Genomic DNA, 23,026 nt, shown 5'->3' with positions numbered 1-23,026 from the left:
ACGAGCGCGTGACCTCCGCGGCGGTCAGGCCGCGGGGGCGAGCTCGGCCCAGTGCGTGGCGCGACCGGTCGCGCACTCGCAGCGGTCGCCGTGCGCCGCGGCGACCTGGTCCACGATGGTCAGGCCCCGGCCGTGTTCGCTGTCGCTGCAGCTGGCGGCCCACTCCCCGATGGAGGCGGCCGGTCCGCCGTCGCTGACCTCGACGCGGACCTGCCCGTTGCCGCGTCCGTGGTCCAACCGGAGCACGATCGGGGGCCGGGCGTATTCGACGGCGTTGGTGACGAGTTCCGAGACGACGAGCAGCGCCTCGTCGGTGGTGGCCGCCGGCACCTTCCAGCGCTGCAGGGTTTCCTTGGTGAGCCTGCGGGCCTGCGCGGGGGCGTCGGCCCGGTAGGAGAGCGTCCAGCCTTCTTCCTGGGCCGGCAGGGAGTGCCGGCCCGGCAGCTGATCCGCTTCGACGGTGTCCATCCCCATCCCTCTCGTTGTACCTGTGGGTACAACAAGGCGGGGGTGCCGCCGATTCCGCAGGCCGGAGGCTACGCGCCGGGGTCGGGCGGGCGCAGCAGGACACCGACGCCGTCGTCCAGGGCGAGGGTCGCCCGGGGCACCACCACGAGTTCCGCACCGGTGCGTGCCGCGGCGCGCAGCAGGGCGGCTCCCGCGGGTTCCTCCGGCCCCGCCCACAGCTGCCCGGGGAGCGGGAGCGGGTCGTTGACGAGGACGGCTGCGGCCCGCGCGCCCCGCAGGGCCGCGACGACGGCCGCGGTGCCCTCGCAGGCGGTGCGGTCCCGGGTCCGCTGCGCGAGGTACGCCTCCAGCCGGGCCTGGTCGGCGGCGTTGAGCCGGCCGCTCAGCGCGCGGGCGAGGTGTTCTTCCAGCACGGCTTCGTCGGGTGTGCCGCCGGGTTCGCCGGCGACCGTGACCGTCGCGCTCCTGAGGCGCTCCGGCATGAGGCCGGCCAGCAGGTCCGCGGTCCGCGGGTCATCGGGGTCGCGGCTCAGCACGAGCACTTCGGCGGCGCCGCGTTCGGCGAGGTCGGCCAGGTCACCGGCGAGCGGCGGCGCGGCCTGGGGCCAGTCCTGCGCCGGCACGGTCTGCCGGACGGCGGGATCCGTGTCGGGGCGTCCGGCCGGCCAGCGTCCGGTCCGGGCGGTGACCCGGATGCCGTCCCCGTCCCCGGTGCGGCCGACGAACAGCGCCAGGTACGGGATGTCCGGCGCGCGCTGCACCACCAGCGGCAGGGCGTCCGGCAGGGCGTCGAGCTCGGCCCGGTCGCGTACCGGCGGCTCGGGCAGTTCCTCCGCCAGGACCAGTTCCCCGCGCGTGGCGAACAGGGCCTGGCCGTGCCGTCCGGGGAGGTCGTCGTCGATCCCCACCGCGGCGTGCAGGGCGTGGACGGTGGCGGGGTCGGCTCCGTGGGCGGTGAGGTCGTCGCGCAGATGCCGCCAGCGCCGTGCGATGACCCGGTCCGGGTCCTCGACGTCGCGGGAGGTGTCCAGGTAGGCGCTCGCCCACGGGCCCGGCCGGTCGAACAGCGGTTGCAGGAACGACAGCTTCATCAGGGTGCCTCCCGGGACGGGCGCCCGCGGCCGGGAGGCGTGCGGGGCCCGTGCGATCGGAGGGTGCGCCGGCTACCGGTGTGCCGGACCCCTCGAGCGTCCCCGTACCCGGGCCGTGATCCCTTAAGCGTGGCGGCGCGGACAGCGGGCCGCCCGGGCCGCCACGCGGCTCAGGAGAGGCAGCCGACGTGTGCGAGGGCCTGCCGGAGCAGTACGCCCTGACCGCCCTGCATCTCCTGCTGCAACTGCGGCGACGACGCCTCCTGCGGGGTGAACCACACCAGGTCGAGGGCGTCCTGCCGCGGGTGGCAGTCGCCCGCGACGGGGACGACGTAGGCCAGCGACACCGCGTGCTGCCGGGGGTCGTGGAAGGGGGTCACGCCCTGCGTCGGGAAGTACTCCGCGATGGTGAAGGGCTGCGGGGAGACCGGGATGCGGGGCAGCGCCATCGGCCCGAGGTCCTTCTCCAGGTGACGGACGAGCGCCTCGCGGACCCGCTCGTGGTGGAGCACCCGCCCGGAGACGAGGGCGCGGCTGACGCTCCCGTCGGGTCCGATGCGCAGGAGGAGACCGATGTGGGTCACCTCCCCGCTGTCGTCGACCCGCACGGGCACGGCGTCGACGTAGAGGATCGGCATGCGTGCGCGGGTCAGCTCCAGCTCGTCCGTGGAGAGCCAGCCGGGCGTGGTTTCGGTCATGTCGGCCATCGGGTGATCGTACGCGGAGAGAACGCCACGTGGGAGTGATCGACGGCGTGCGCCGCCGACCCGTCCGACGCGCCCCGTCAGGCCCGTTCGCCCTCCGCCCTGAGCTCGGCGAGCAGCGCGTAGAGGGTCGAGCGGGACGTCCCGAAGGCGCCGGCGACGACGGGCACGGCGCCGCGCCTCGCGAAGACCCCGGCCCGTTCGAGTTCGCCGAGGACGGCGAGGCGGTCCGTGCGGTCCAGGCGGTCGGCGGGGCGGCCCCGGGCGGCGTTGCCGGAACCCGTGCCGCGCGGGTCGGCCGCCGGCCGGCCCGGCGGTGCGATGCTGGAAGCGGTGGATCATCGCCCGCGGAGAGAGCCGGCCCGCGGCCGGCCGAGGGAAAGGCGGCCGGCTGCGCATGGACCTGCGGCAGATGGAAGTGGTCGTCGCGGTCGCCGAGGAGGGCGGGTTCACGGCGGCCGCCCACCGGCTGCACGTCGTGCAGTCCGCGGTGTCCGGCACTGTACGCGCGCTGGAGCGGGAACTGGGCAGCGCGCTCTTCGAGAGGACCACGCACCGGGTGTCGCTGACCCCGGCGGGGGAGGCGTTCGTGCCCGCCGCCCGTGCGGCGCTGCGCGCGGCCGAGGAGGCGCGTGCGGCGGTCGACGCGGTCCGGGGCGAACTGCGTGGGCTGGTGACCGTCGGCATGATGCAGGGGGTCTGGGCCGGACTCCACCAGGCCCTGGGCCGGCTGCGCGCGGAACACCCCGGGGTGACCGTCCGCCTGCGGCAGGCGGCCGTGGCCGACATCCGGCAGGCGCTCCGCGAGGGCACGGTGGACCTGGCCGTGGTGGCACTCGACCGGCAGCAGCAACGGGGGCTGGTGACACGTCTGCTGTCGCGCGAGCGGATGCTCCTGGTCTCCCGGCCGGGGCGCGGCTTCGCGGCGGACGACGTGGTGACCTTCGAGGAGGTCCGCCGTCTGCCCTTCGTCGACTTCCCGCCCGGATGGGCGATCCGCGCCGAGGTGGACCGGGTCTTCCGGGCCGCCGCCGTCGAGCGGACCCAGGTGTTCGAGGTCAACGACATCGTCGCCGCGGCCGAGCTGGTCCGGCACGACCTGGGGGTGTGCATCATGCCCGCCTCGATCGCCGCCCGTTTCCCCGACCTCGCCGGACGCCGGTTCGAGCGGCACGCGCCGTCATGGAAGGTCATGGTGGTGCGGCCGGGAGGGGAACCGGCACCCGCCGTGGAGGCGCTGCTGCGGCACATCGCCCCCGGCACGGCCACCGCGGGACACGGGTGACCGGGCGCGCGGTCCGGGCCGGGTGCTCCCGCTGGGCCGCGCGCGACCGCCCGCCCTGCCCGGGGCGCAGCGCAACGGACAGGGCCGGGCGATGCGGTACGGGCGGTCAGCCCGAGGGCTGCCGCGGGGCCGGGTCCCCCGGGTCCTTGCGGCCGGCCCGCCACTCCGTCGCCCAGTAGCCGAGGCCGATCAGGGGAAGCGCCGCCCCCAGGGCGCACACCGCCATCCACCCGGCCGCGTGGTAGGCCACCGAGCCGAGCTGCGACCCGAGCGCGCCGCCCACGAAGAAGAGGGCGATGAAGGCGCTGTTCAGCCGCGACCGCGCGGCGGCGTCCAACTGGTACACGGTGTGCTGCCCGAGGATGAGCGTCGTCTGCACGGCCACGTCGATCAGGACCGCGGCGAGTGCGACCAGGACGATGCTGTGCTGCCCAAAGCCCGCCACGGCGAAGGCCACGGCCGCGCCGCCGAGGGCGGTCCCCGTGACGGGGCGGACCAGCTTGCGGTCGGCCCAGCGGCCCGCCAGCGGGGCCACCGCGGCGCCCGCCGCGCCGACGAGCGCGAAGACCGCGACGCCGATCTGCGAGTAGTGGAACGGGCCGGTGAGGAGGAAGGAGACGGTGGTCCAGAAGGCGCTGAACGCGCCGAACAGGGCCGCCTGGTACACCGCCCGGCGGCGCAGGGCCGGGTGCGTCCGCACCAGCCGTGCCGTGGAGCGCAGTACCTGGGCGTAGGGCAGGGAGGTCGTGGGGGCGTGCTGCGGCAGGGCGGCGCGCAGCGCCAGGGCCAGCAGCGCCATCAGGACCGCTGAGCCGAGGTAGACGTAGCGCCAGCCGGCGAGGTCGGAGACCAGGCTGCTGACGGTACGCGACAGCAGGATGCCGGCGAGCAGCCCGCTCATCACGCGGCCCACGACGCGCCCGCGGGCGTGGTCGGGCGCGAGGCCCGCCGCGAACGGCACCAGGATCTGTGCCACGACGGAGGTGGCACCGCTGACCAGGGACGCGACGAGCAGCACCGGGAAGGCGCCGGCGGTCCCCGCCACCGCCAGGGCGACCGTGGTGACGGCCAGCAGGACCGTGACCAGCCGGCGCTTCTCCAGCCGGTCGCCGAGCGGGACCAGGAGGACCATCCCCGCCACGTAGCCGATCTGGGTCACGGTGATCAGCGCGCCGGCCGTCGCCGTGCCCAGGTGGAAGACCCGGCTCAGCGACGCCAGCAGCGGCTGGGCGTAGTAGAGGTTCGCCACGGTCATGCCGGAAGCGACGGCCAGCAGGGCCACCAGCCACCCGGGAACGCCGTGGGCGGCCTCGGCGGTCTCGGTGGCCATAGGACGCCGTGCGCAACGGGCCATGCGGGGACGGGACACGAGGGTCCTTCTCGTGACGGGAACCGGCGGTGCGGTTCGGACGGGAGGAGCGGCGGGCGGGCGACTGCTCGTGCTGCCCGGATGACTGCTCCAGCGTCCGCGCCCGCCGATTGCTTCCCCGGCGACGGAGATGGATCACGATGTCTGTCATCTCCGGCGGAGATGACGGCCTCACCGGCCCGCGGGTTGGTCCCCGGGCGGCGCCACCTCGAAGGCGTCGACGGCGAGGAGGCCGTCGGCCGCGCCCGCCGCCGCAACCGCCGGCTGCGCGAACGCGTCCCGCCGTAGCAGCCGGGCCGCCCCGATGACCGCGGGCTCGGCGTACCGGGCCGCCAGGGGCCCGACGACGACCAGGATCAGGACGTACGCGGTGGCCAGCGGTCCGATGCGCGGTTCCACGGCCACGGCCAGGCCCGCGATGACGATCGAGAACTCCCCGCGCGCGACGAGCGCGCCGCCCGCCCGCAGCCGGCCCCGCGCGTGGACGCCCGCCCGCCGGGCGGCGTACCAACCGGTCACGATCTTGGTTCCCGCGGTGACCACCGCCAGGGCCAGCGCCGGCAGCAGCACCGGCGGGACGGCCGCCGGATCGGTCGAGAGCCCGAAGAACACGAAGAAGACGGCGGCGAACAGGTCGCGCAGCGGCGTGAGCAGACGTCCCGCGCCCTCCGCCACCTCACCGGACAGGGCGATGCCCACCAGGAACGCGCCGACGGCCGCCGACACCTGCAGCTTCTGGGAGATGCCCGCCACCACCAGCGCCAGTCCGAGCACGACCAGCAGCAGCATCTCGGGGTTGTCGGACGAGACCGCCCTGCTGATCAGCCGTCCGTGCCGCAACGCCAGGTACAGCACCGTGCCCACGGTGCCGAGGGCGATCGCCAGCGTCACGCCGCCGGCCGCGAAGCCGAGGCCGGCCAGCAACGTCGTCAGCAGCGGCAGGTACACCGCCATCGCCAGGTCCTCGATGACCAGGACGCCGAGCACCACGGGCGTCTCGCGGTTGCCGAGCCGGCCGAGGTCCGTGAGGACCTTCGCGGCGACGCCCGACGACGAGATCCAGGTGACCCCGGCCAGCGCGACCGCGGCCACCGGTCCCCAGCCCAGCAGCAGCGCCGCCACCGCGCCCGGCACCGCGTTCAGGACGAAGTCCACCAATCCCGAGGGGTATTGGGCGCGCAGGTTGCCGACCAGCTCCGAGGCGCTGTACTCCAGGCCGAGCAGCAGGAGCAGCAGGACCACGCCGATCTCGGCCCCCACCGAGATGAAGTCCTCGCTCGCCGACAGCGGCACGACGCCGCCGTGCCCGAAGGCGAGACCGGCCAGCAGGTACAGCGGTACGGGCGACAGCCCGATCCGGCCCGCGAGGCGCCCGATGACGCCGAGTCCGAGGATGACGGCCCCGAGTTCGACGAGCAGCGCGGTGGTGTGGTGCATCCTCAGCGCCCCGCCACGATCGCGGCCAGGGCGTCCACGCCCTCACGCGTGCCGACCGCCACGAGGACGTCCCCGATGGCCAGCCGGAAGTCCGGGCCCGGTGAGGGGTGCGCGCTCGTCCGCCGCAGCACCGCCACGACGGAGGCCCCGGTCAGCGTCCGGGCCCGGGTGTCGCCCAGCGGCCGTCCCGCGTACGGTGACCTCGAGTCGACCGGGATCTGCTCGGTGACCAGCCCGATGCCGTCCGTCCGCACGGCCTCCAGCGGGGTCGGGTCCAGCAACCGGGCCAGCCCGGCGGCCTCCTCGGCCTCCAGCGGGACCGACATCCTGCAGGCGTCGGGATCGTCGGCCTCGTAGAAGCCGAGGAACCGTCGTCCGTCCTGGTGCACCACCACCGACAGGTTCCGTCCGGCGCGCGTGGTCACGTCGTACTGCGTTCCGATGCCCGGAAGTGTGGTCCGACGTATGCCCATGTCCTGCCTCCCGGGCGAGCCCGCGCGCGCCGCCGGTGGGGTGCTCCGACCAGCGGCTTTTACGTCCGTATTACGTTCAACCGGACGGTTCTATTCCGGCGGGACGACGCAGAGACGCGGGCCGGGGGCCGCCGGCTGCGGGAACGGGCGGCGGGCTGCCGACAGGTCACTCCTCGCCGGAGAACCGTTCCCACGCGGACTGGCGGGTGATGCCGAGGGCCTCGCCGATCCGGGTCCAGGTGACGCCGCGGCGCCGCAACTCCAGCACCCATGACCGCAGATCGGCCTCGGCCCGGTCGATGTGCGCCGCGACGCGCGGGATGTGGTCCAGCATCTCCGCGTCCGTGAGCGACGCCCACAGGGGTGCGGGCGGCAGGGCCGCGGTCCCCAGGGTGCCGTCGATGATCGAGGTGGACAGCGCCACGCATTCGTCGCAGATCTGCACCCCGGGGCCCGCGATCAGCTTCTGGACCTCGCGGTCCGGCTTGCCGCAGAAGGAGCAGTGGGCGAATTCTTCCCGGGTGGCGGAGGGCGTCACGTTTCACTCCCATGGCGTCAGGGTCGTCCTGACAGCCTAGGGTTGTCAGGACGACCCTGACAACCCTGCCAAGCCGGCGTCCGGGTCCGCTCCGTTCGGCGCGCGCCGGGTCAGGCGGCGGGTACGGCGGGGGGCTGGGAGAGGGCCGCCTTGACGTTCCGCGTCTGCTCGTCGGCGAGGACCTCGAGGCGGTCGTGGGCCAGTGCCTCCAGGGTCAGCTCCGCCACGCTCGCGGCACTGATCTTCGGCGCGTCCGTCCAGGCGCTCAGCTCGGTGTCCACAAAGCCGCAGTGCACGCCGACGACGAGGGTGCCCTGGGCGTGCAGGCCCTTGCGCAGCGCGTCCGTCAGCGACCACTGCGCGGCCTTGGACGCGGCGTAGCCGGGGAACTGCGGCTGTCCGACCCAGGAGGCCAGCGACAGCATGTTCACCAGTGCCCCGCCGCCGTTGCGGGCCAGCACCGGCGCGAAGGCCCGCGAGACCGCCCACGTGCCGAAGTAGTTGACGTCCATGGCCTGGCGGGCGCCGTCGAGGCCGCCCGAGAGGAGCCCGCTCGTGGCACCGCCGATGCCGGCGTTGTTGACCAGTACGGAGACGTCGCCCGCGGCCTCGGCCGCCGCGGCCACCTGCGCCTCGTCCGTCACGTCCAGCCGCAGCGGGACGAGGTCCGGATCGGTCACGCTCCTCGGGTCCCGGACGCCGGCGTAGACCTTCGCCGCGCCGTGCTCCAGGAGCGCCCGGGCGAACGCGTGCCCGATCCCTCGGTTGGCTCCCGTCACCAGGGCGACTGATCCCTTGATGTCCATTCGGCCTTCTTTGCGACACGCCCGCTCGGCAGGGCTCGTACACGGCTCGACAGCGCGGGTTCCCGAACGCCCGCGCAACCAGGCTAACACCTGGATTTATTTATGAAAGTCAGAGCTGTGGGGAAGGGGGGCCGGGTGCGGGTCGACGAGCGGGTGCGGCCCGCCGCCCGGCGGGTCAGGGGCGGGGCCAGGGCCGTCCGGCGAGGCGTTCGATGTCGGTGTTGAAGCGCCTGAGGTACCCGGCGAAGGCGGCGATGTCCTGGTCCGACCAGTCGGCCATGACCTTGTCCAGGCCGCCGATGATGGCGTCCCGCTCCTCGTCGAGCAGGCCGGCGCCCCGCGCGGTGATGCGGAACTTGCGGGCCATGCCGCCCTCGGGGTCGGGGATGCGCTCCACCAGGCCGGCGCGCATGGCCGCGGCGGTCTGCCGGTTGAGGGTGGAGGTGTCGAGCGCGAAGGCCTCGCTCAGCTCGCCGATCGACATCGGCCCCTGGACCCGGATCCGGCTGAGGAGGATGTAGGCGCTGCGGTCCAGGGTTCCGGACCTGTGGCGCAGCAGTTCGTGGCGGCTGAGGAGCATCTGCTCGTACTCGACCTCGTGGGTGGACCTGCCCATGTCGCTTCCGCCTCCTGCCGTTCACCCGGCCGCCGCTGTGCGTCTGCGGCGCCCGCTGCCATCCTCGCACAGGGCGTGCACCAGCCACATCATGTGTGTGATGCACTTCCTATGTACGATGCATATCGACCCGAACGTACGACCGCCAGGCGAGGAGTGCCGTCATGAACGCCCCACAACCCACAGCCCGTACGGGGGGCGTGGTCGCCACGCTGGCCCTCGCCGGCATCACCGCCGCGATCATGCAGACGCTGGTCACCCCGCTGCTGGGGGAGCTGCCGCAGATCCTGCACACCTCGTCCTCGAACGCCGCCTGGGTGATCACCGCCACCCTCCTGGTGGCGGCCGTGTGCGTGCCCGTCTTCGGGCGCCTCGGCGACCTGGTCGGCAAGCGGCCCATGCTGGTGGTCTGTTCGGTGCCGCTCGTGGTCGGCTCGGTGGTCTGCGCCCTGTCGTCCTCCGTCGTGCCGATGATCGTCGGACGGGGTCTGCAGGGCATGGGCATGGGCATGGTGCCGCTCGGCATCGCCCTGCTCCGCGACGTGGTCCCCGCGGAGAAGCTCAGCTCCTCCATCGCCCTGGTCAGCGCGTCCATGGGCATCGGCGGCGGCCTCGGCCTGCCGATCGCGGCCGCCATCGCCCAGTACGCCGACTGGCGGGTGCTGTTCTGGGGGTCCGCGGGCCTGGCCGCCGTCGTCGCGGTGCTGATCTGGTTCTTCATCCCCGAGGTTCCCGCCGGCGCCAAGGGCCAGCGCTTCGACGTGCCCGGCGCGCTCGGTCTGGGCGCCGGACTGGTCTGCCTGCTGCTGGCCGTGTCCAAGGGCGCCGACTGGGGCTGGGGTTCGGGCACCACGCTGGGCCTGTTCGGTGCCGCCGTCGTCGTACTGGCCGGCTGGGGCTGGTGGGAGTTGCGCACCCGCGACCCGCTGGTCGACCTGCGCACCACGGCCCGGCCCCGGGTCCTGATCACCAACCTCGCCTCGGTCTTCGTGGGCTTCGGCATGTACGCCGGGATGCTGGTCGTCCCGCAGTTGCTGCAGTTCCCGAAGGCGACCGGCTACGGCCTCGGCCAGTCGATGCTCGCGGCGGGCCTGTGGCTCCTGCCGGGCGGCATCATGATGATGATCGTCTCCCCCCTCGGCGGAAAGCTGACCAACGCCCGCGGCCCCAAGTTCACCCTGATCTGCGGCGCCGTGGTGCTCGCCGCCGGGTACGGTGTGTCGCTGCTGCTGACGGGCACCGCCTGGGGCCTGATGCTGGCGGTCATGGTCGTCAACAGCGGCGTGGGACTCGCGTACGGGTCGATGCCCGCCCTCATCATGGGTTCCGTCCCGCTCTCGGAGACCGCCGCGGCCAACGGCTTCAACGCCCTGATGCGCTCGCTCGGCACCTCGGTGGGCGCCGCCGTCATCGGTGTCGTCCTCTCCCAGATGACCACGACCGTGGGCGGCTACACCTTCACCTCCGAGAACGGCTTCCGCACCGGTCTGGTGATCGGCTGCGGCATCGCCCTGCTCGCCGCGCTCGTCGCCGCGGCCATCCCGGCCGCCCGCGCCGCGTCCGGCGACGCGGCGGCCGCCCCGGCCCCCGAGCTCCACAAGGCGGCCCTCGACGGCTGACCGTCCGTCCGCACCCCGCCGCGCGTCCCCCGACGCGCGGCAGGGCGGACGTTCGCACGCCCGGCGCCGGGCGTGCGGCCCGACGCGGCGTCATGCGCCGCGCTCCGCCGGTTCGCGGGTGCGGGGCGTGCGGCCGGAGCGGGGCCCCACCCGGACGGCCCCCGGATGCGCGGTAGCGGGGCCGGTGCCAGAGTCGGGAGCGACCGCGCATCCCCGTGGGCCGTGGGGTGTCCGCGCGCCGCCGTGGGGACGTCCTCCCGGCGGGCACGCGGCTCCGAGGCCGCGGGGGCCGGAAGCGGTCGCCAGTGGGAGCCGTCTTCGCACGCGGAGCACGGCCGCCCGGGACACCGACCGAGAGGCCGACGTGGGAAGCTCGGATGCGGGAGCGGACACCGAGGTGGTGGCGGCGGTCGAGGCCGAACTGTCCGCCTACATGGCCGAGCGGCGCCTCACCGGATCGGGTGTGCTGCCCGCCGACGCCGCCCTGGCCGGCGTCCTCGCGGAGTTCGTCTCACGGGGCGGGGCCCGGCTGCGCGCACGATGCGTGTGGTGGGGCTGGCTCTGCGCCGGCGGGCCGCCCTCCGGGGAGGGGATCGCGGTGCCGGTGCGGCTGGGGGCGGCGCTGGAGCTGCTGCAGGCCTGCGCGCTGATCCACGACGACGTGATGGACCGTTCGGACACCCGGCGCGGCGGGCCCGCGGTGCACGCCCACTTCGCCGGTGAGCACCGCGTGGCCGGCTGGTCCGGTGACGCGGCCGCCTACGGGTTCGCCCAGGCGGTGCTGGCCGGGGACCTGGCCCTGGTGTGGGCCGAAGACCTGCTCCGGACGGTGCCGATGGACTCCGTCGTACGGCGCCGCGTCGAGGAACTGTGGCAGGCCATGCGCTCGGAGATGGTGGTGGGCCAGCACATGGAGCTGCGCCTGCAGGCGGAGCGCTCCGACGACCCGCAGGCGGCGCTGCGGACCGCCGAGCTGAAGTCCGCCCTCTACAGCGTCGCCCGCCCCCTGGCCGTGGGCGCCGTCGCCGCAGGCGCGGACGACCGCACCACCGAGGTCCTGCACGAGTTCGGCCGCCGGACCGGCCTGGCCTTCCAGCTCCGTGACGACCTGTTGGGCCTCTACGGCGACCCCGCGGAGACCGGCAAGCCGTCGGGCGACGACATCCGATCGGGGAAGCCCACCTACCTGACCGCCGTGGCGGTGCAACTGGCCCGCAGGTCCGGCTCGCCCGGAGCCGAAGCCCGGGTCCGTGCCACGCTCGGCAACCCCCTCGCGGACGAGACGGAGGTGAAGGCGTTCCGCGGGCTGTTGCGGGAACTGGGCGCGGTGCAGGCGGTGGAGGCCAGGATCGCCGCGCTGGCCGACGAGGCCGCGGCCCTCCTGACGACCGGTCTCCTCGCGCCGCGGGGCATCCGCCCGCTGGCCGGGCTGGCCCGCCGCATCGGCGCGGTGGCCCTCGCATGACGCCCGCCGTCCACCGGGCGCCCGGACGCGAGGAGGCCCGCCGATGAGGACCGTCCAGGGCCGCACCGACCACGTGGTCGTCGTCGGCGCCGGGCTGTCCGGTCTCGCGGCCACCCTCCACCTGCTGGGCGCCGGGCGCCGGGTGACCGTACTGGAACGCGCCGCGGGACCCGGGGGCCGCGCGGGCCTGCTCGAACTGCGGGGCTACCGCATCGACACGGGACCGACCGTCCTGACCATGCCCGACCTCCTCGAAGAGGCGTTCGCGGCCACCGGTGGCACCCTCGCCTCGCGCGTGGAACTGCGGGCGCTGCAGCCCGCCTACCGCGCGCGGTTCGCCGACGGCTCCGCCCTCGACGTCCACACCGACCCGGACGTGATGGAGGCCGAGGTCGCCCGGTTCGCGGGCGGGCGCGAGGCACAGGGGTACCGGCGGCTGCGGTCCTGGCTGGGCGAGCTGTACCGGGTCCAGATGCGCAGCTTCATCGACGTCAACTTCGACTCGCCCCTGTCCCTGCTCACCCCCGACCTGGCCCGGCTGGCGGCGCTCGGCGGATTCGGCCGGCTCCAGCCGCGCATCGCGCGCTTCGTCCGGGACGAGCGCCTGCAGCGGGTGTTCTCCTTCCAGGCGCTGTACGCCGGGGTGCCGCCCGCCCGGGCACTGGCCGCCTACGCCGTCATCGCCTACATGGACACCGTCGCCGGCGTGTACTTCCCGCGCGGCGGCATGCACGCGGTCGCCCGCGGGCTCGCCGCCGAGGCCACCGACGCCGGGGCCGACCTCCGCTACGGCTGCGAGGTCGCCGCCCTCGAACGCGGTCACGGCGGCAGGGTGACGGCCGTCCGCACCCGCGAGGGCGAACGCATCCCCTGCGACGCCGTGGTGCTCACGCCCGACCTGCCGGTGGCGCACCGGCTCCTGGGGCGCGTCCCCCGGCGCCCGGTACGGCTGCGCTGGTCCCCGTCCGCGTTCGTGCTGCACGCCGGGACCCGCCGCACCTGGCCGCAACTGGCGCACCACACCCTCTCCTTCGGCGCCGCCTGGACCCGGACCTTCGACGAACTGACCCGTCTCGGACGCCTCATGAGCGACCCCTCGCTCCTGATCACCCGCCCCACGACCACCGACCCGTCCCTCGCACCCGAGGGCCGGCACCTGCACTACGTCCTCGCCCCCTGCCCCAACCTGGCCACCGGCCCCGTCGACTGGGACCATCTGGCTCCCGTCTACCGGGACCGCCTGATGGAAGAACTGGACAAGCGCGGGCTGGAGGGGTTCGAGGCCTCCGTCGAGACCCTGCGCACGGTGTCGCCCGCCGACTGGGCGGCCGCGGGGCACGCGGCGGGCACGCCCTTCTCCGCCGCCCACACCTTCGCCCAGACGGGCCCCTTCCGCTCCCGCAACCTCGTCCCCGGCGCCGGGAACGTCGTCCTGGCCGGCTGCGGGACCGTGCCGGGCGTCGGAGTGCCCACCGTGCTGATCTCCGGGAAGCTCGCCGCCGCCCGCATCGCCGGGGACCGAGCGGTGGCACGGCGGCGGCCGCGGAGGGCCGTCCTGTGACCACCCGCGAACTCGACGCCGCCGGGATCACCGAGCCCGCGACACGGGACGCCTACACGCGCTGCCGCGCGCTGAACGCGCGGCACGGCAAGACCTACTTCCTGGCCACCCGGCTGCTCACCCCGGACCGCCGCCCCTTCGTCCACGCCCTCTACGGCTTCGCCCGCTGGGCCGACGACATCGTCGACGCCGAGGACGGCCACCGCGCCGACGCGCCCGCGTCCCGGGCGCGGGACCTCGCCGCGCTGGAGACGGTGCTGCTGGACGGGCTGCGCAGCGGCCGGGCGGACCACCCGGTCGTCACCGCGCTCGCCGACACCGTCCGCCGGCACCGGCTCGACCACGCGCTGTTCACCGACTTCATGGCCGCCATGCGGATGGACCTGACCGTCACCGCGTACCCCACCTACGCCGATCTCGCCGCCTACATGCACGGTTCGGCGGCGGTGATCGGCCTGCAGGTGCTGCCGGTGCTGGGCACGGTCACCGCCCGGGAGGAGGCCGCGCCGGCGGCGGCGGCCCTCGGGGTCGCCTTCCAGCTCACCAACTTCCTGCGCGACGTGGGGGAGGACCTGGACCGCGGCCGCGTCTACATCCCCGGCGACATCTTGGCCGCCCACGGGGCCGACCGCGCCCTGCTGACCTGGTGCCGCGGGCGCGGCACCACCGACCCGCGGGTCCGCGGCGCCCTGCGGGAGACCGCCGCCCTCACCCGGGCGATGTACCTGCGGGCCGCCGTAGGCATCCCTCTGCTCGCCCCCGTCTCACGCCCCTGCGTCCGGACGGCCCTGGTGCTCTACCGGGGCATCCTCGACGAGATCGAGGCCGCGGACTACCCGGTGCTGCACCGTCGCGTGGCCGTGCCCCGGCACCGCCGCGTCCGCGAGGCCGCCCGCGGTCTCGCCGGCGTCGTCTCCAGCCGCGTCACCCACCGGGCGTCCCCGCGGACGGTGGCGTGCGGTACCGCATCCGACACGCCCGAGGAGTCGACCGTATGAGCCGCCCCGGCCGCCCGTTCCATCCGCTGTCCCTGCTCTCCGGCGGCGCGTGGCAGGACCAGCCGCCGACCTGGCGGGAGGCCAGGCCCGCCCTGATCGCGTCCGCGCTCAAGCGCGCCCAGGCGCGTCCGTCCGGCAACTGGTACGTGGTGGCCGCCAGTACCGAGGTCCTCGACCGGCGCGTCACCGGGAGGACCGTGGCGGGGCTCGAAGTGGTGCTGTGGCGCGACCGGCGGGGGCGGGTCCGGGCGGCGCCCGGCGCCTGCCCGCACCTGGGGGCCCCGCTGTGCGAGAGCTTCGTACGGGACGGCACGATCGTCTGCCACTGGCACGGCCTCGCGCTGAAGCCCTCGGGACACCCGGGGTGGGAGCCCTACCCGGCCCACGACGACGGCCTGCTGGTGTGGGTGCGCCTCGACGCCGCCGGTGGTGAGGAACCCTCGGCGGCGCCGTCCGTCCCCGTGCGGCCCGCCCCCGCGGCCTCCCTGGCGGCCGTCATGACCGTCGCCGGGCGGTGCGAGCCCGAGGACGTCGTCGCCAACCGGCTCGACCCGTGGCACGGAGCCTGGTTCCACTCGCACTCCTTCGCCGACCTCACCGTCGTCGAGGCGCCCGCCGCCCACGGCACGGACGCCTCCGGCGCCGCAGCGGACCGCTTCCTGGTCGACGTGTCCTTCCGGGTCCGCGGACGTCTCGGCGTCCCGGTACGGGCCGAGTTCACCGCACCCGGGCCGCGCACCGTGGTGATGCGGATCGTCTCGGGGGAGGGCGCCGGCAGCGTCGTCGAGACCCACGCCACCCCGCTCGGCCCCGGCGGCGACGGACGGCCGCGCACCGCCGTGACGGAGGCTGTCGTCGCCCACTCACCGCGTCCCGGCTTCACCCTCGCGCGCCGCGCCGCACCGTTGCTGCGGCCGTTGCTGCGGCGCACCGCGGCCCGCCTGTGGCGCGACGACCTCGCCTACGCCGAGCGCCGCTACGCCCTGCGCGGCCAGGGCCGGTTCCCCGGCTGAGACCCCGCCGGCGCGCGGCGGGGGCGGCGCGGAGCGGTCAGCCCCGGCGTGCCAGCGCGCGCATGACGGGATTGCGGCCACCGACCGGGACCGACCACAGCGGGTGGCCGCGCACCCCCCAGGTGGCCAGGAGGGCGTTCGCCGCCTCCATGCCCGTGGTGGCCGCCCGTTCCATCAGGGCGACGGGGAGCGCGGTCCGCACGTGGTCGCCGGCCAGCACCAGCCGGGGGTGGGACGTGCGGACGGTGGGCCGGTCCCGGTAGCCGCCCACGGCGAACAGCGGGCAGTCGCACCGCCATTCGTGGCGGCTGTCGACCACGGCCGCTGCGCCGCACTCGGGGTAGATCCGCGACAGTTCGCGGTGCATCGCGTCCTGGACGGAGCCGCGGTCGGCGGCCGGGCCGACCGCGTAGGCGTGGAGTTCCACGACCGAGCCGCCGGTCGCCGCCGCCCAGCGGGCCGCCTCTCCCTCCCAGTGGCTGAGGACGCTGACGTTGTCGACCGGGCCGTAACCGCTCGTCCCCAGGAACCCCGGCCGGTCCTGCTGCACGGGGCGGTCCAGCCAGTAGCGCGAGACCAGGAACGGCGGTGCCTGGCGCAGCCGTTCGACCCCCGCGCGCCAGGCGCCGGTCCCCACACCGGGCGACGCCGCGGCCACGGCCTGCAGGCCGGCCGTGTCGAGGGCGAGGACGACCGCGTCGTAGCGGTGCTCCTCCGGCGCCGGGGACGGCGTACCGGTGGCGGCGACCGCCAGGCGGAAGCCCTCGTCGTCGGGGCGCACGGCCAGGACGGTGCTGCCGGTGCGGACGCGGGCCCCGAGGCCGGACAGGTGCGCGGCCAGCGGTTCCCAGAGCGCCTGCGGGTAGGGCTCGCCGGGCACGTCGAACAGCAGTCCTTCGGAGGATCCCAGGAAGTAGATGTGGAACATCAGCACCAGTTCCGCGGCGGACAGCTCCTTCGGATCGGCGAAGAAGCTGCGGGAGAACACCTCGAAGGCGAGGTCGCGGGCGTCCTCCGGGAACCGGACCTCGTCAAGGAAGGCGGACGCGCTCACCCCGTCGAGCCGCTCGTACACCTCGGGCACGCGTACGTCGAGCAGCGGCAGGGCGGCCCGCGGGTTCATCCGGGGCAGGCTCGACCACCCGAAGGCGGGGCTGAGCGCGACGAAGCCCAGCACGCTCCAGGGCGGTGTGCGCGGCACGTGGCGGAAGCCGTCGCGGGCGCCGGTGGCGCGCTGCAGCGGGTAGTCGGCGAGCGGCCGCAGCCGGTGAAGGCCCGGGTCGGCCCGGCGGAGCAACGCGCGGAGGTTGTAGTACTGGCGGAAGAAGGCGTGGAAGCCCCGGCTCATCGTGACCTGCCGGCCGTCGGCCAGAGCGGTCCGCCATCCGGCCGCCCGGCCGCCGAGGGTCTCCTCCCGTTCCAGCAGGTCGACGCGCACACCGCGTTCGGCGAGCGCGACGGCGGCCGCGATCCCGGCGATCCCGCCGCCCACCACGGCCGCGCGGGGAGCGGGCGCGGGCACCCGGGCGGCACCGCCTCGCGCCGGCCACAGCACGGCCCTGCGGTCGCGGCCGGGACGGGTCGGCTGGCACGGGGGGTTCATGGGCATGCGGTGGCCTTTCGTCGCGGGACCAGCGGGAGTTCCAGCAGCGAGCGCAGCATGGCGGGCACCGGCGTGCCCATGCCGATGGCCCATTCGTCGCGCAGGGTCGACGTGCCGTCGAGGAAGCGCAGGACCCGCTCCGGGGGATTGCGCCGGAACAGGCCCTCGAAGAACGCCGCCCCGCCGGCCCGGCCGGTCGCCAGGGCGCGCAGCATGACGGCGTCCATGAGGCGGTGGCGGCCCGCGTGCGGCACCGGTGGCCGCGGGTTCCGGCCGGCGTGCCAGGCGGCGGCCACCGCGGCCGACTGCCGCTGGATGGCCGCGAAGGCGTAGCCCGTGGAGGGCCGGGTGGCGCCACCGGCCACCCCGATGCGGAACACGCTCTCTCCCGCGGACCGGGGGAACCGGCCGTCCGTCATGGGGATGACCCCCTGCTCGACCGCGGTGACCACATGGCCGTCCGGCCGCCACACGCGGTGCACGTACTCCTCCAGCGCCGCGTCGTAGGCGGGCCCGGTCAGCGGCGCGGCGGAGAACTCGGTGTACTCCACCAGTGCCTCGCGCGGTGTGAAGGGCAGCACGTAGGCGAAGGACAGGCCGTGCGCGGGCTGGGGGGTGCGGAAGTCCATCAGGTCGGCCACGCCGGGCTCGAAGCGGTCGCTGCCGGTGGTGACGAACCAGCCCCTGAAGTGCTGCAGGAGCGTGGTGCGGGCGGGCGGCAGTTCGCCCGGGGGCCGCGAGTCGAAGGCCCAGCGGGCACGCAGCCGGACCGGACGGCCCTCGGCGTCGCGGCCGAGGACCTCGGCGCCGCCCGGCACGTCGCGCACCTCGTCCACGGTCGCCTCGACCCTGCGTACGCCGGGCCGGCCGGCGAGCAGCGCGCCGACCCCGTGGAGGAAGTCGGCCGAACGGATCATGCGGTACGCGCGCGGGGACGTGAACGACACGCGGCGCCCGTCCCTGGCGGTGATCCGCAGCCGGTGCCAGCGGGCGGCGACCAGGTCGTCGAATTCGTCCCGCCCGTCCGCCCAGGAGCACCAGGTGCGTGCCGGCGAGAGCACGGGGGAGCCCGCCGGGGGCTCGACGAGCACGATCGACGCGGGGCGGCCGTCCGGGCCCGGCGCGGTCGTCAGACGGTGCGCCAGGGACAGTCCGGCGGCGCCCGCCCCGACGATCACGACGTCGGCGGCGCCGCGGACTCCGGCCTCGGTCAACGGATCCTCCCGGACGGTGGTGCGTGCGCAGCGGTTGTGGCGATGATCGCCGCTCCCGCGGCCCGCGGGGACGACGGCCGGGCCGGACACGCGGTTGTTGACCCGTCCGTGGACGGGCCGCGCCGGGGTGCGCGGCGCGGTGGGGCGGGGTGGGATGGGCAGCGGCCGGGCGCGGAGCGCGTCCGTCCCGTCCCGCAGTCCCGTCCGGCAGTCCCGGCAGCGCAGGAGCCCGTCATGACCGTGATGCACGATGGTGAACTCGCGTCCGCGTTCGACCACGCGGCCACGCTCTACGACCGGATGGTCGCCGCCAATCCGGGCTACCACGCCCATCTGCGGCGGTCGGCCCGGCGGCTGCGACTGCCCGCCGGCGGGTCGGGGATGCGGCTGCTGGACCTGGGGTGCGGCACCGGCGCGTCCACCGCGGCGCTGCTCACCGCGGCCCCGCGGGCCCGGATCACCGCGGTCGACGCCTCGGCGGGCATGCTCCGGATGGCGGCCGCCAAACGGTGGGGTCCCGGCGTGACGTTCGTCCACGCCCCTGCCGAGCGGCTGGCGGAAGCCGGGGCCGCCGGTCCTTTCGACGCGGTGTTCGCCGCCTACCTCTTCCGCAACGTGGCCGACACCGATCTGGTCCTCGCCCGGGTGCGGGACGCGCTGGCCCCCGGCGGGCGCATCGCGATCCACGAGTACACCCTCAGCGGCAGGCCGCGCCATCGCGCGGTGTGGACGGCGGTGTGCCGGGGGCTGCTGCTGCCCGTCGCCCGGCTGACCGGGGACCGCTCCCTGTACGAGCACCTGTGGCGCAGCGTCCTCGCCTTCGACACCGCCAACGTCTTCGCCGAACGGCTGCGGCGGGCGGGATTCACGCAGGTCCGGGTGCTGCCCCTGCCCGGCTGGCAGACCGGCGTCGTGCACACGTTCGTGGCGCGGGCGCCGGTCGCCGGGCCGGTCCGGCACCGGGCGGGGTCCCCGGCTCCGGGGGAGCCGGGGACCCCGCCGCTCTCAGAGGGACCTGCGCGCGGAGGCCGCGCCGTTCGGTGAGCCGCTGATCGTGAACTGGGAGCCGGGCTCGATCAGTACGCTGCCCTGGGCCGAGTTCGTGATCGTGACGTTGGTCAGGGTGGCACTGCCGCGGGCGCCGCTCATCGCGAGGATGCCGGAGCCGTTCACGGAGTTGTCGATGCGGACGTCGGTGACCTTGACGCCGGGCATCGTGCCGCCGCCGGTCTTGAACTGGATGCCGTCGTAGGTCGAGTCGTGGATCTCGGTGTCCCGGATGGTCACGCCCGGGATGTCCGTGCCCTGGGCGAAGAGCGTGATGGCGCCGAACTCCTGCGCCTCGCCCCAGAACGCGCCGCCGGCCCGGTACAGGGCGTTGCCCGAGATGAGCGTCTGCCCGGAGAACGGGATCGGGTCGTGGTCGGTGGCGAGCATGATGCCCGGGTAGTTCATCGTGTCGGAGACGATGTTGTTCTCGATGGTGTTGCCGTAGCCGCCGTAGACCGCGATGCCGTTGGCACGCCAGGGCAGTTGGACGGTGTTGTTCCTGAAGTGGTTGTCGTGGCCGACGTCGACGGAGGTGTCCTTGACGTACTTGCTGGCCCAGACCGCCAGCGCGTCGTCGCCGGTGTTGCGGAAGGAGGAGTTGAAGACGGTGGAGTTGCGGGTGCCGTTGGCGAAGTTGATGCCGTCGGCGTAGGTGTCGCGGATCCGCACCCCGGAGAACTCCAGCCCGTCGCCGGGGCCCCACAGCTCGGGGATGTTGGAGTAGTCGCGGCCGGCCCAGACGCCCACGTTGGCGTGCTCGATCCACACGTTGGTGATCTTCGTGTCCTTGCCGAAGCGCCCGTTGAGGCCGACGCCGCCCTCGGCGTTGCCGTCGCCGCCGCGGATCGTGCCCGAGCCGAAGATGGCGATGTCGGAGATCTGGGTGTTGTCGTCGATGTCGAAGCCGAAGTTGCCCTCGTGCGGGTGGTTGATGCCGCCCGCGTTCTGCGGCGGGGTCAGGGTGTAGAGCTGGGAGTGCCACATGCCCGCGCCGCGGATGGTGACGTCCCTGATGCCGACCTGGTTGTACTGGCCGCGGTTGAGCGGGTCGTCGGTGAGGATCTTCTGCTCCTGGCGCCACTGCCCGGCCGGGATCCACACGCAGGTGATCTGGCCGTTCTGGTCGGCGGTGACCGCCCGCTGGATGGCGTCGGTGTCGTCGAGCCCGTCGCCGGGGACGGCGCCGTACTCGGTGATCGACGTGCAGTTGGCCGGCTTGCTCAGCGGGGCGGCGACCTGCTCCAGGTCGATCAGGTCGATGACGTAGTAGGCCGCCGAGTCGCCCGCGTCACGCTGCAGGCGGAAGGTGGTGCCCTGCGGGTAGCTGCGCGACAGCAGCGCGTGCGACTCGTCGAACAGCCGCCGTGCGTCGCCGCCGGGCCGGTTGGTGAGCCCCTCCGGGTCGTCGGTGCTGCCGTACAGCCAGCTGTGCTTGGAGGACAGGGACAGCTTCTGCACGAACGTGCCATCGGCGTAGAGGCTGATCGTGGCGTCCGATCCGCCGCCGCCCGGGGCGTCGGGGACGGAGTTGCGCACCACGATGGAGTTGGTGGGCGTGGTGGAGGTGAACTCGACGTACTGGCCGCCGGAGTCGAGGCGGACGGACCTGCGGCCGGATGACTCGGTGGCGAAGTTGGTGTGCCCGAAGGTCCGCTTGGCGTCCGCCGTGAGCAGGGTGCCCTGGTAGCGGCCGTTCTCCGCCTCGTACTCGGTGTACGGCACGGCCGCGCCGCGCCCGACGACGAGGGGCTTGGCGAGCACGTTGTTGTTCTCGTTCGTCTCGGCGACCGCGCCGGTGGCGTCCGCGGTGGCCGTGAGGGTGGCGCCGCCCGCGGTCGCCGTCCAGGTGCCGCTGATCGCCACGTTCACCGTCGCTCCCGCCGTGACCTGGCCGGTCGTGCCGTTCAGCGTGGTGGAGCCGGCCTGCAGCCGGGTCACAGAGCCGGCCGCCGCGGCGGTCGTGCCGCGGTTGTGCACGGCGACGGTGAAGGATACGGCCGAACCCACCGCCGGATTGGCCGGGTTGGTGGTGATGCCGGTGACCTCGAGGTCCGGTCCGGGGGCCTGGCCGACGACCAGCCGGTCCGCGGCGTTGCGGCTGTTGTTGCTGTCGTCCAGCTCGGCCACGGTGTTGCGCGGGTCGACGACCGCGGAGACCGCGTAGCTGCCGGCCGCGCGGGTGCCGGTGGCGACGGCGACGCCGGCGGACTCGCCCGGGTCGAGGGCAGGTACCGCGGCGGACCCGGCGAGCGTGCCCTCCACGTTCACGTCCACGGTCGTCGCCGCCGAGCGCGCGGTGCCGGCGTTGCGGACCCCGGCGTTCACGGTGACCGCGTCGCGCTCGGACGGGGTGGCGGGCGTCCAGCTCAGGCCCGTCACGGTGAGGTCGGGCGCGGGAGCTGCGGTGCCGACGACCTGGAACTCCGCCACCTGACCGCCGGGCGCGCCGGAGTTGGCGGAGAACCGCAGCCGTACGTCCTCCCAGCGGCCGCTGACCGGGATGGTCACCGAGTTGCCGCTGCCGGGGTTGAAGGTGTAGTCGGCGCGGTCGCGCAGCGAGGTGAAGCCGGTCGCGGACGGCGCGCGGCCCAGCACCTGGACGGCCTGGGTGCGGGCCGCCCACACCGGGTCGGGGTTGAGCTTGACCACGACACCGGTGACGTCCGCGGCCGAGCCGAGCTTGACGGTGAGGTCCGCCGGGTGGCCGGCCGCCTCCCAGTAGGTGGACGTGGAGTCGTCGGTGGCGTTGGCGGCGACGAAGTTCTGCACCGAGGAGGTCGCCTCGACGGGTTTGTTGCGCGCCAGGTTGGTGCCGGTGGGCGGAGGGTCGGTCGGGCCGCCGTCCTCGCCGTACACCTCCAGCTCCGACAACTGGGCGGCGTTCCAGCCGGTGTTGCCGGTGACGTTCACACGGACGTAGCGGGCGTCGGTGGGCGAGGCCAGGTCCACCGCGACGGTGTTGGCCTGCGCCGGGTTGAACACCCGCCCCGCCGAGGCGGCGAGCGTGCTGAACGAGGTGCCGTTGGTGCTGCCCTGCAGGGACAGCGTCTCGGTCCGGGTCTCCCATCCGGAGGGCAGCTTCAGCACGATCCGGTCGACGCCGCGGGTCGCGCCGAGGTCGACCTGCACCCACTGGGGGAAGGAGCCGGCCGGGCCCTCCCAGTAGGAGGCCTGGGTGCCGTCGGTGGTGTTCCCGGCCGGGTACTCGCCGTGGGAGCCGCCCGCGGTCGCGGGGCGGCCGAGCGCGAGGTTGACGTCGGCGGCGGCGACGTCCGAGGCGGTGGGGGCAGCCGCCGCGGGGGCGGACAGCGGCAGCAGCGCGAGGGTCGTGAGCCCGGCCAGGGCGGCGGCGGACAGCGACCGTCGGCCGAGGGGTCTCCAACGCATGGGGTCCTCTATTCCGTGGGGGGGGCGGGGCGCGCGGCGGGCGGCGGGCGAGGAGGAACCGGGGAGAGCGCGAGGTGCAGCGGGAGCAGGGGAAGGAGTGACCGGGGAGGGCCGCTCCGTCGGGAGAGCCGGCCATGCACGCCAATTGAGTCAGGAAGTCAACTTCTTGCGGAAAGCGCGTCATTAGGTTTCTCGGGCGTCTCGGATTTGTCAACAGCTTGTAATCCGGGCGCAGTTGGCATCCGTTGGCGTTTGCGTCGCTTGCGGAGCGCTTGCGTACGACGGAGCGTGCGCGGTGGCGGCGTCGATCCTGGCAGATCCGCCAAGGT

19 protein-coding genes and 1 pseudogene are annotated in these 23,026 nt (G+C 74.7%); 7 read left to right on the top strand and 13 right to left on the bottom strand.

The window, feature by feature from the left end:
* Positions 1–24: 24 nt before the first annotated feature.
* The 4 genes from ACFZAU_RS15730 to ACFZAU_RS15715 all read right to left on the bottom strand — a co-directional run bounded on the left by ACFZAU_RS15730 (position 25) and on the right by ACFZAU_RS15715 (position 2,586).
* A complete protein-coding gene (locus tag ACFZAU_RS15730; RefSeq protein ID WP_500552609.1) occupies positions 25–474 on the bottom strand; it encodes an ATP-binding protein in 450 nt (149 codons plus the stop codon).
* Between the two features lie 62 nt (positions 475–536).
* On the bottom strand, positions 537–1,559 hold the full coding sequence (locus tag ACFZAU_RS15725; RefSeq protein WP_500552608.1) for a baeRF2 domain-containing protein: 1,023 nt from the start codon (positions 1,557–1,559) through the stop codon (positions 537–539).
* A 170-nt stretch (positions 1,560–1,729) separates the two neighbouring features.
* Positions 1,730–2,266 (bottom strand): NUDIX hydrolase family protein, encoded by a 537-nt coding sequence (locus ACFZAU_RS15720; protein WP_499606770.1) that lies wholly within the window; start codon positions 2,264–2,266, stop codon positions 1,730–1,732.
* Between the two features lie 77 nt (positions 2,267–2,343).
* Positions 2,344–2,586 (bottom strand): helix-turn-helix domain-containing protein, encoded by a 243-nt coding sequence (locus ACFZAU_RS15715; protein ID WP_500552642.1) that lies wholly within the window; start codon positions 2,584–2,586, stop codon positions 2,344–2,346.
* 74 nt (positions 2,587–2,660) lie between these two features.
* Between ACFZAU_RS15715 and ACFZAU_RS15710 the strand changes: the two genes are divergently transcribed.
* A complete protein-coding gene (locus tag ACFZAU_RS15710) occupies positions 2,661–3,548 on the top strand; it encodes a LysR family transcriptional regulator (protein WP_500552607.1) in 888 nt (295 codons plus the stop codon).
* A gap of 106 nt (positions 3,549–3,654) precedes the next feature.
* On the opposite strand, the gene ACFZAU_RS15705 is transcribed toward ACFZAU_RS15710, so the two are convergent.
* From ACFZAU_RS15705 to ACFZAU_RS15680, 6 genes and pseudogenes are all read right to left on the bottom strand, one after another.
* On the bottom strand, positions 3,655–4,878 hold the full coding sequence (locus ACFZAU_RS15705) for an MFS transporter (protein WP_500552606.1): 1,224 nt from the start codon (positions 4,876–4,878) through the stop codon (positions 3,655–3,657).
* Positions 4,879–5,088: 210 nt separating this feature from the next.
* Positions 5,089–6,354: a cation:proton antiporter gene (locus ACFZAU_RS15700; RefSeq protein WP_500552605.1), complete on the bottom strand. Its 1,266-nt coding sequence runs from the start codon at positions 6,352–6,354 to the stop codon at positions 5,089–5,091.
* 2 nt (positions 6,355–6,356) lie between these two features.
* The gene (locus tag ACFZAU_RS15695; RefSeq protein ID WP_500552604.1) at positions 6,357–6,827 is read right to left on the bottom strand and encodes a cation:proton antiporter regulatory subunit; all 471 of its coding nucleotides are present in this window, start codon (positions 6,825–6,827) and stop codon (positions 6,357–6,359) included.
* Positions 6,828–7,215: 388 nt separating this feature from the next.
* A pseudogene (locus ACFZAU_RS15690) lies at positions 7,216–7,365 on the bottom strand (ClpX C4-type zinc finger protein); the annotation flags it as partial.
* Positions 7,366–7,475: 110 nt separating this feature from the next.
* Positions 7,476–8,171, bottom strand: a complete 696-nt coding sequence (locus tag ACFZAU_RS15685) for an SDR family oxidoreductase (RefSeq protein ID WP_500552603.1) — start codon at positions 8,169–8,171, stop codon at positions 7,476–7,478.
* Between the two features lie 175 nt (positions 8,172–8,346).
* Positions 8,347–8,787 (bottom strand): MarR family winged helix-turn-helix transcriptional regulator, encoded by a 441-nt coding sequence (locus ACFZAU_RS15680; protein WP_499606779.1) that lies wholly within the window; start codon positions 8,785–8,787, stop codon positions 8,347–8,349.
* A 164-nt stretch (positions 8,788–8,951) separates the two neighbouring features.
* Between ACFZAU_RS15680 and ACFZAU_RS15675 the strand changes: the two genes are divergently transcribed.
* The 5 genes from ACFZAU_RS15675 (at position 8,952) to ACFZAU_RS15655 (ending at position 15,443) form a co-directional block, all read left to right on the top strand.
* Positions 8,952–10,406, top strand: coding sequence for an MFS transporter (locus ACFZAU_RS15675; RefSeq protein WP_500552602.1), 1,455 nt, complete (start codon positions 8,952–8,954; stop codon positions 10,404–10,406).
* 364 nt (positions 10,407–10,770) lie between these two features.
* Positions 10,771–11,871: a polyprenyl synthetase family protein gene (locus ACFZAU_RS15670; RefSeq protein ID WP_500552601.1), complete on the top strand. Its 1,101-nt coding sequence runs from the start codon at positions 10,771–10,773 to the stop codon at positions 11,869–11,871.
* 43 nt (positions 11,872–11,914) lie between these two features.
* The gene (crtI, locus tag ACFZAU_RS15665; RefSeq protein ID WP_500552600.1) at positions 11,915–13,432 is read left to right on the top strand and encodes a phytoene desaturase family protein; all 1,518 of its coding nucleotides are present in this window, start codon (positions 11,915–11,917) and stop codon (positions 13,430–13,432) included.
* Positions 13,429–14,430 (top strand): phytoene/squalene synthase family protein, encoded by a 1,002-nt coding sequence (locus ACFZAU_RS15660; RefSeq protein WP_500552599.1) that lies wholly within the window; start codon positions 13,429–13,431, stop codon positions 14,428–14,430. The genes crtI and ACFZAU_RS15660 overlap by 4 nt, the downstream gene beginning before the upstream one ends.
* Entirely contained in the window at positions 14,427–15,443 is a 1,017-nt protein-coding gene (locus ACFZAU_RS15655) for a Rieske (2Fe-2S) protein (protein ID WP_500552598.1), read from the top strand. The genes ACFZAU_RS15660 and ACFZAU_RS15655 overlap by 4 nt, the downstream gene beginning before the upstream one ends.
* 37 nt (positions 15,444–15,480) lie before the next feature.
* Here ACFZAU_RS15655 and ACFZAU_RS15650 read toward each other — a convergent pair whose 3' ends face one another.
* Both ACFZAU_RS15650 and ACFZAU_RS15645 read right to left on the bottom strand, forming a co-directional pair.
* Complete coding sequence (locus tag ACFZAU_RS15650; RefSeq protein ID WP_500552597.1) at positions 15,481–17,052, bottom strand: FAD-dependent oxidoreductase; 1,572 nt, start codon at positions 17,050–17,052, stop codon at positions 15,481–15,483.
* Complete coding sequence (locus ACFZAU_RS15645; protein ID WP_500552596.1) at positions 17,043–18,260, bottom strand: lycopene cyclase family protein; 1,218 nt, start codon at positions 18,258–18,260, stop codon at positions 17,043–17,045. Before ACFZAU_RS15645 ends, ACFZAU_RS15650 begins: the two co-directional genes overlap by 10 nt.
* Positions 18,261–18,494: 234 nt before the next feature.
* Here ACFZAU_RS15645 and ACFZAU_RS15640 point away from each other — a divergent pair, with 234 nt between their 5' ends.
* Positions 18,495–19,304: a class I SAM-dependent methyltransferase gene (locus ACFZAU_RS15640; protein WP_500552595.1), complete on the top strand. Its 810-nt coding sequence runs from the start codon at positions 18,495–18,497 to the stop codon at positions 19,302–19,304.
* Here the strand turns inward: ACFZAU_RS15640 and ACFZAU_RS15635 are convergent.
* Positions 19,266–22,697 (bottom strand): CARDB domain-containing protein, encoded by a 3,432-nt coding sequence (locus ACFZAU_RS15635; protein ID WP_500552594.1) that lies wholly within the window; start codon positions 22,695–22,697, stop codon positions 19,266–19,268. The genes ACFZAU_RS15640 and ACFZAU_RS15635 overlap by 39 nt on opposite strands.
* Between the last annotated feature and the right edge of the window lie 329 nt (positions 22,698–23,026).

It is taken from the genome of Streptomyces sp. NPDC008238, assembly GCF_042956445.1.
Lineage (GTDB): Bacteria > Actinomycetota > Actinomycetes > Streptomycetales > Streptomycetaceae > Actinacidiphila.
This window is presented reverse-complemented; position numbering and strand designations above follow the sequence as displayed.

Excerpts from the sequence above, each read along its gene's own strand:
- ACFZAU_RS15730 (WP_500552609.1), bottom strand. The coding sequence starts at position 474 with ATGGGGATGGACACCGTCGAAGCGGATCAGCTGCCGGGCCGGCACTCC.
- ACFZAU_RS15725 (WP_500552608.1), bottom strand. The coding sequence starts at position 1,559 with ATGAAGCTGTCGTTCCTGCAACCGCTGTTCGACCGGCCGGGCCCGTGG.
- ACFZAU_RS15720 (WP_499606770.1), bottom strand. The coding sequence starts at position 2,266 with ATGGCCGACATGACCGAAACCACGCCCGGCTGGCTCTCCACGGACGAG.
- ACFZAU_RS15710 (WP_500552607.1), top strand. The coding sequence starts at position 2,661 with ATGGACCTGCGGCAGATGGAAGTGGTCGTCGCGGTCGCCGAGGAGGGC.
- ACFZAU_RS15705 (WP_500552606.1), bottom strand. The coding sequence starts at position 4,878 with ATGGCCACCGAGACCGCCGAGGCCGCCCACGGCGTTCCCGGGTGGCTG.
- ACFZAU_RS15700 (WP_500552605.1), bottom strand. The coding sequence starts at position 6,354 with ATGCACCACACCACCGCGCTGCTCGTCGAACTCGGGGCCGTCATCCTC.
- ACFZAU_RS15695 (WP_500552604.1), bottom strand. The coding sequence starts at position 6,827 with ATGGGCATACGTCGGACCACACTTCCGGGCATCGGAACGCAGTACGAC.
- ACFZAU_RS15685 (WP_500552603.1), bottom strand. The coding sequence starts at position 8,171 with ATGGACATCAAGGGATCAGTCGCCCTGGTGACGGGAGCCAACCGAGGG.
- ACFZAU_RS15680 (WP_499606779.1), bottom strand. The coding sequence starts at position 8,787 with ATGGGCAGGTCCACCCACGAGGTCGAGTACGAGCAGATGCTCCTCAGC.
- ACFZAU_RS15675 (WP_500552602.1), top strand. The coding sequence starts at position 8,952 with ATGAACGCCCCACAACCCACAGCCCGTACGGGGGGCGTGGTCGCCACG.
- crtI (WP_500552600.1), top strand. The coding sequence starts at position 11,915 with ATGAGGACCGTCCAGGGCCGCACCGACCACGTGGTCGTCGTCGGCGCC.
- ACFZAU_RS15655 (WP_500552598.1), top strand. The coding sequence starts at position 14,427 with ATGAGCCGCCCCGGCCGCCCGTTCCATCCGCTGTCCCTGCTCTCCGGC.
- ACFZAU_RS15650 (WP_500552597.1), bottom strand. The coding sequence starts at position 17,052 with ATGCCCATGAACCCCCCGTGCCAGCCGACCCGTCCCGGCCGCGACCGC.
- ACFZAU_RS15640 (WP_500552595.1), top strand. The coding sequence starts at position 18,495 with ATGACCGTGATGCACGATGGTGAACTCGCGTCCGCGTTCGACCACGCG.
- ACFZAU_RS15635 (WP_500552594.1), bottom strand. The coding sequence starts at position 22,697 with ATGCGTTGGAGACCCCTCGGCCGACGGTCGCTGTCCGCCGCCGCCCTG.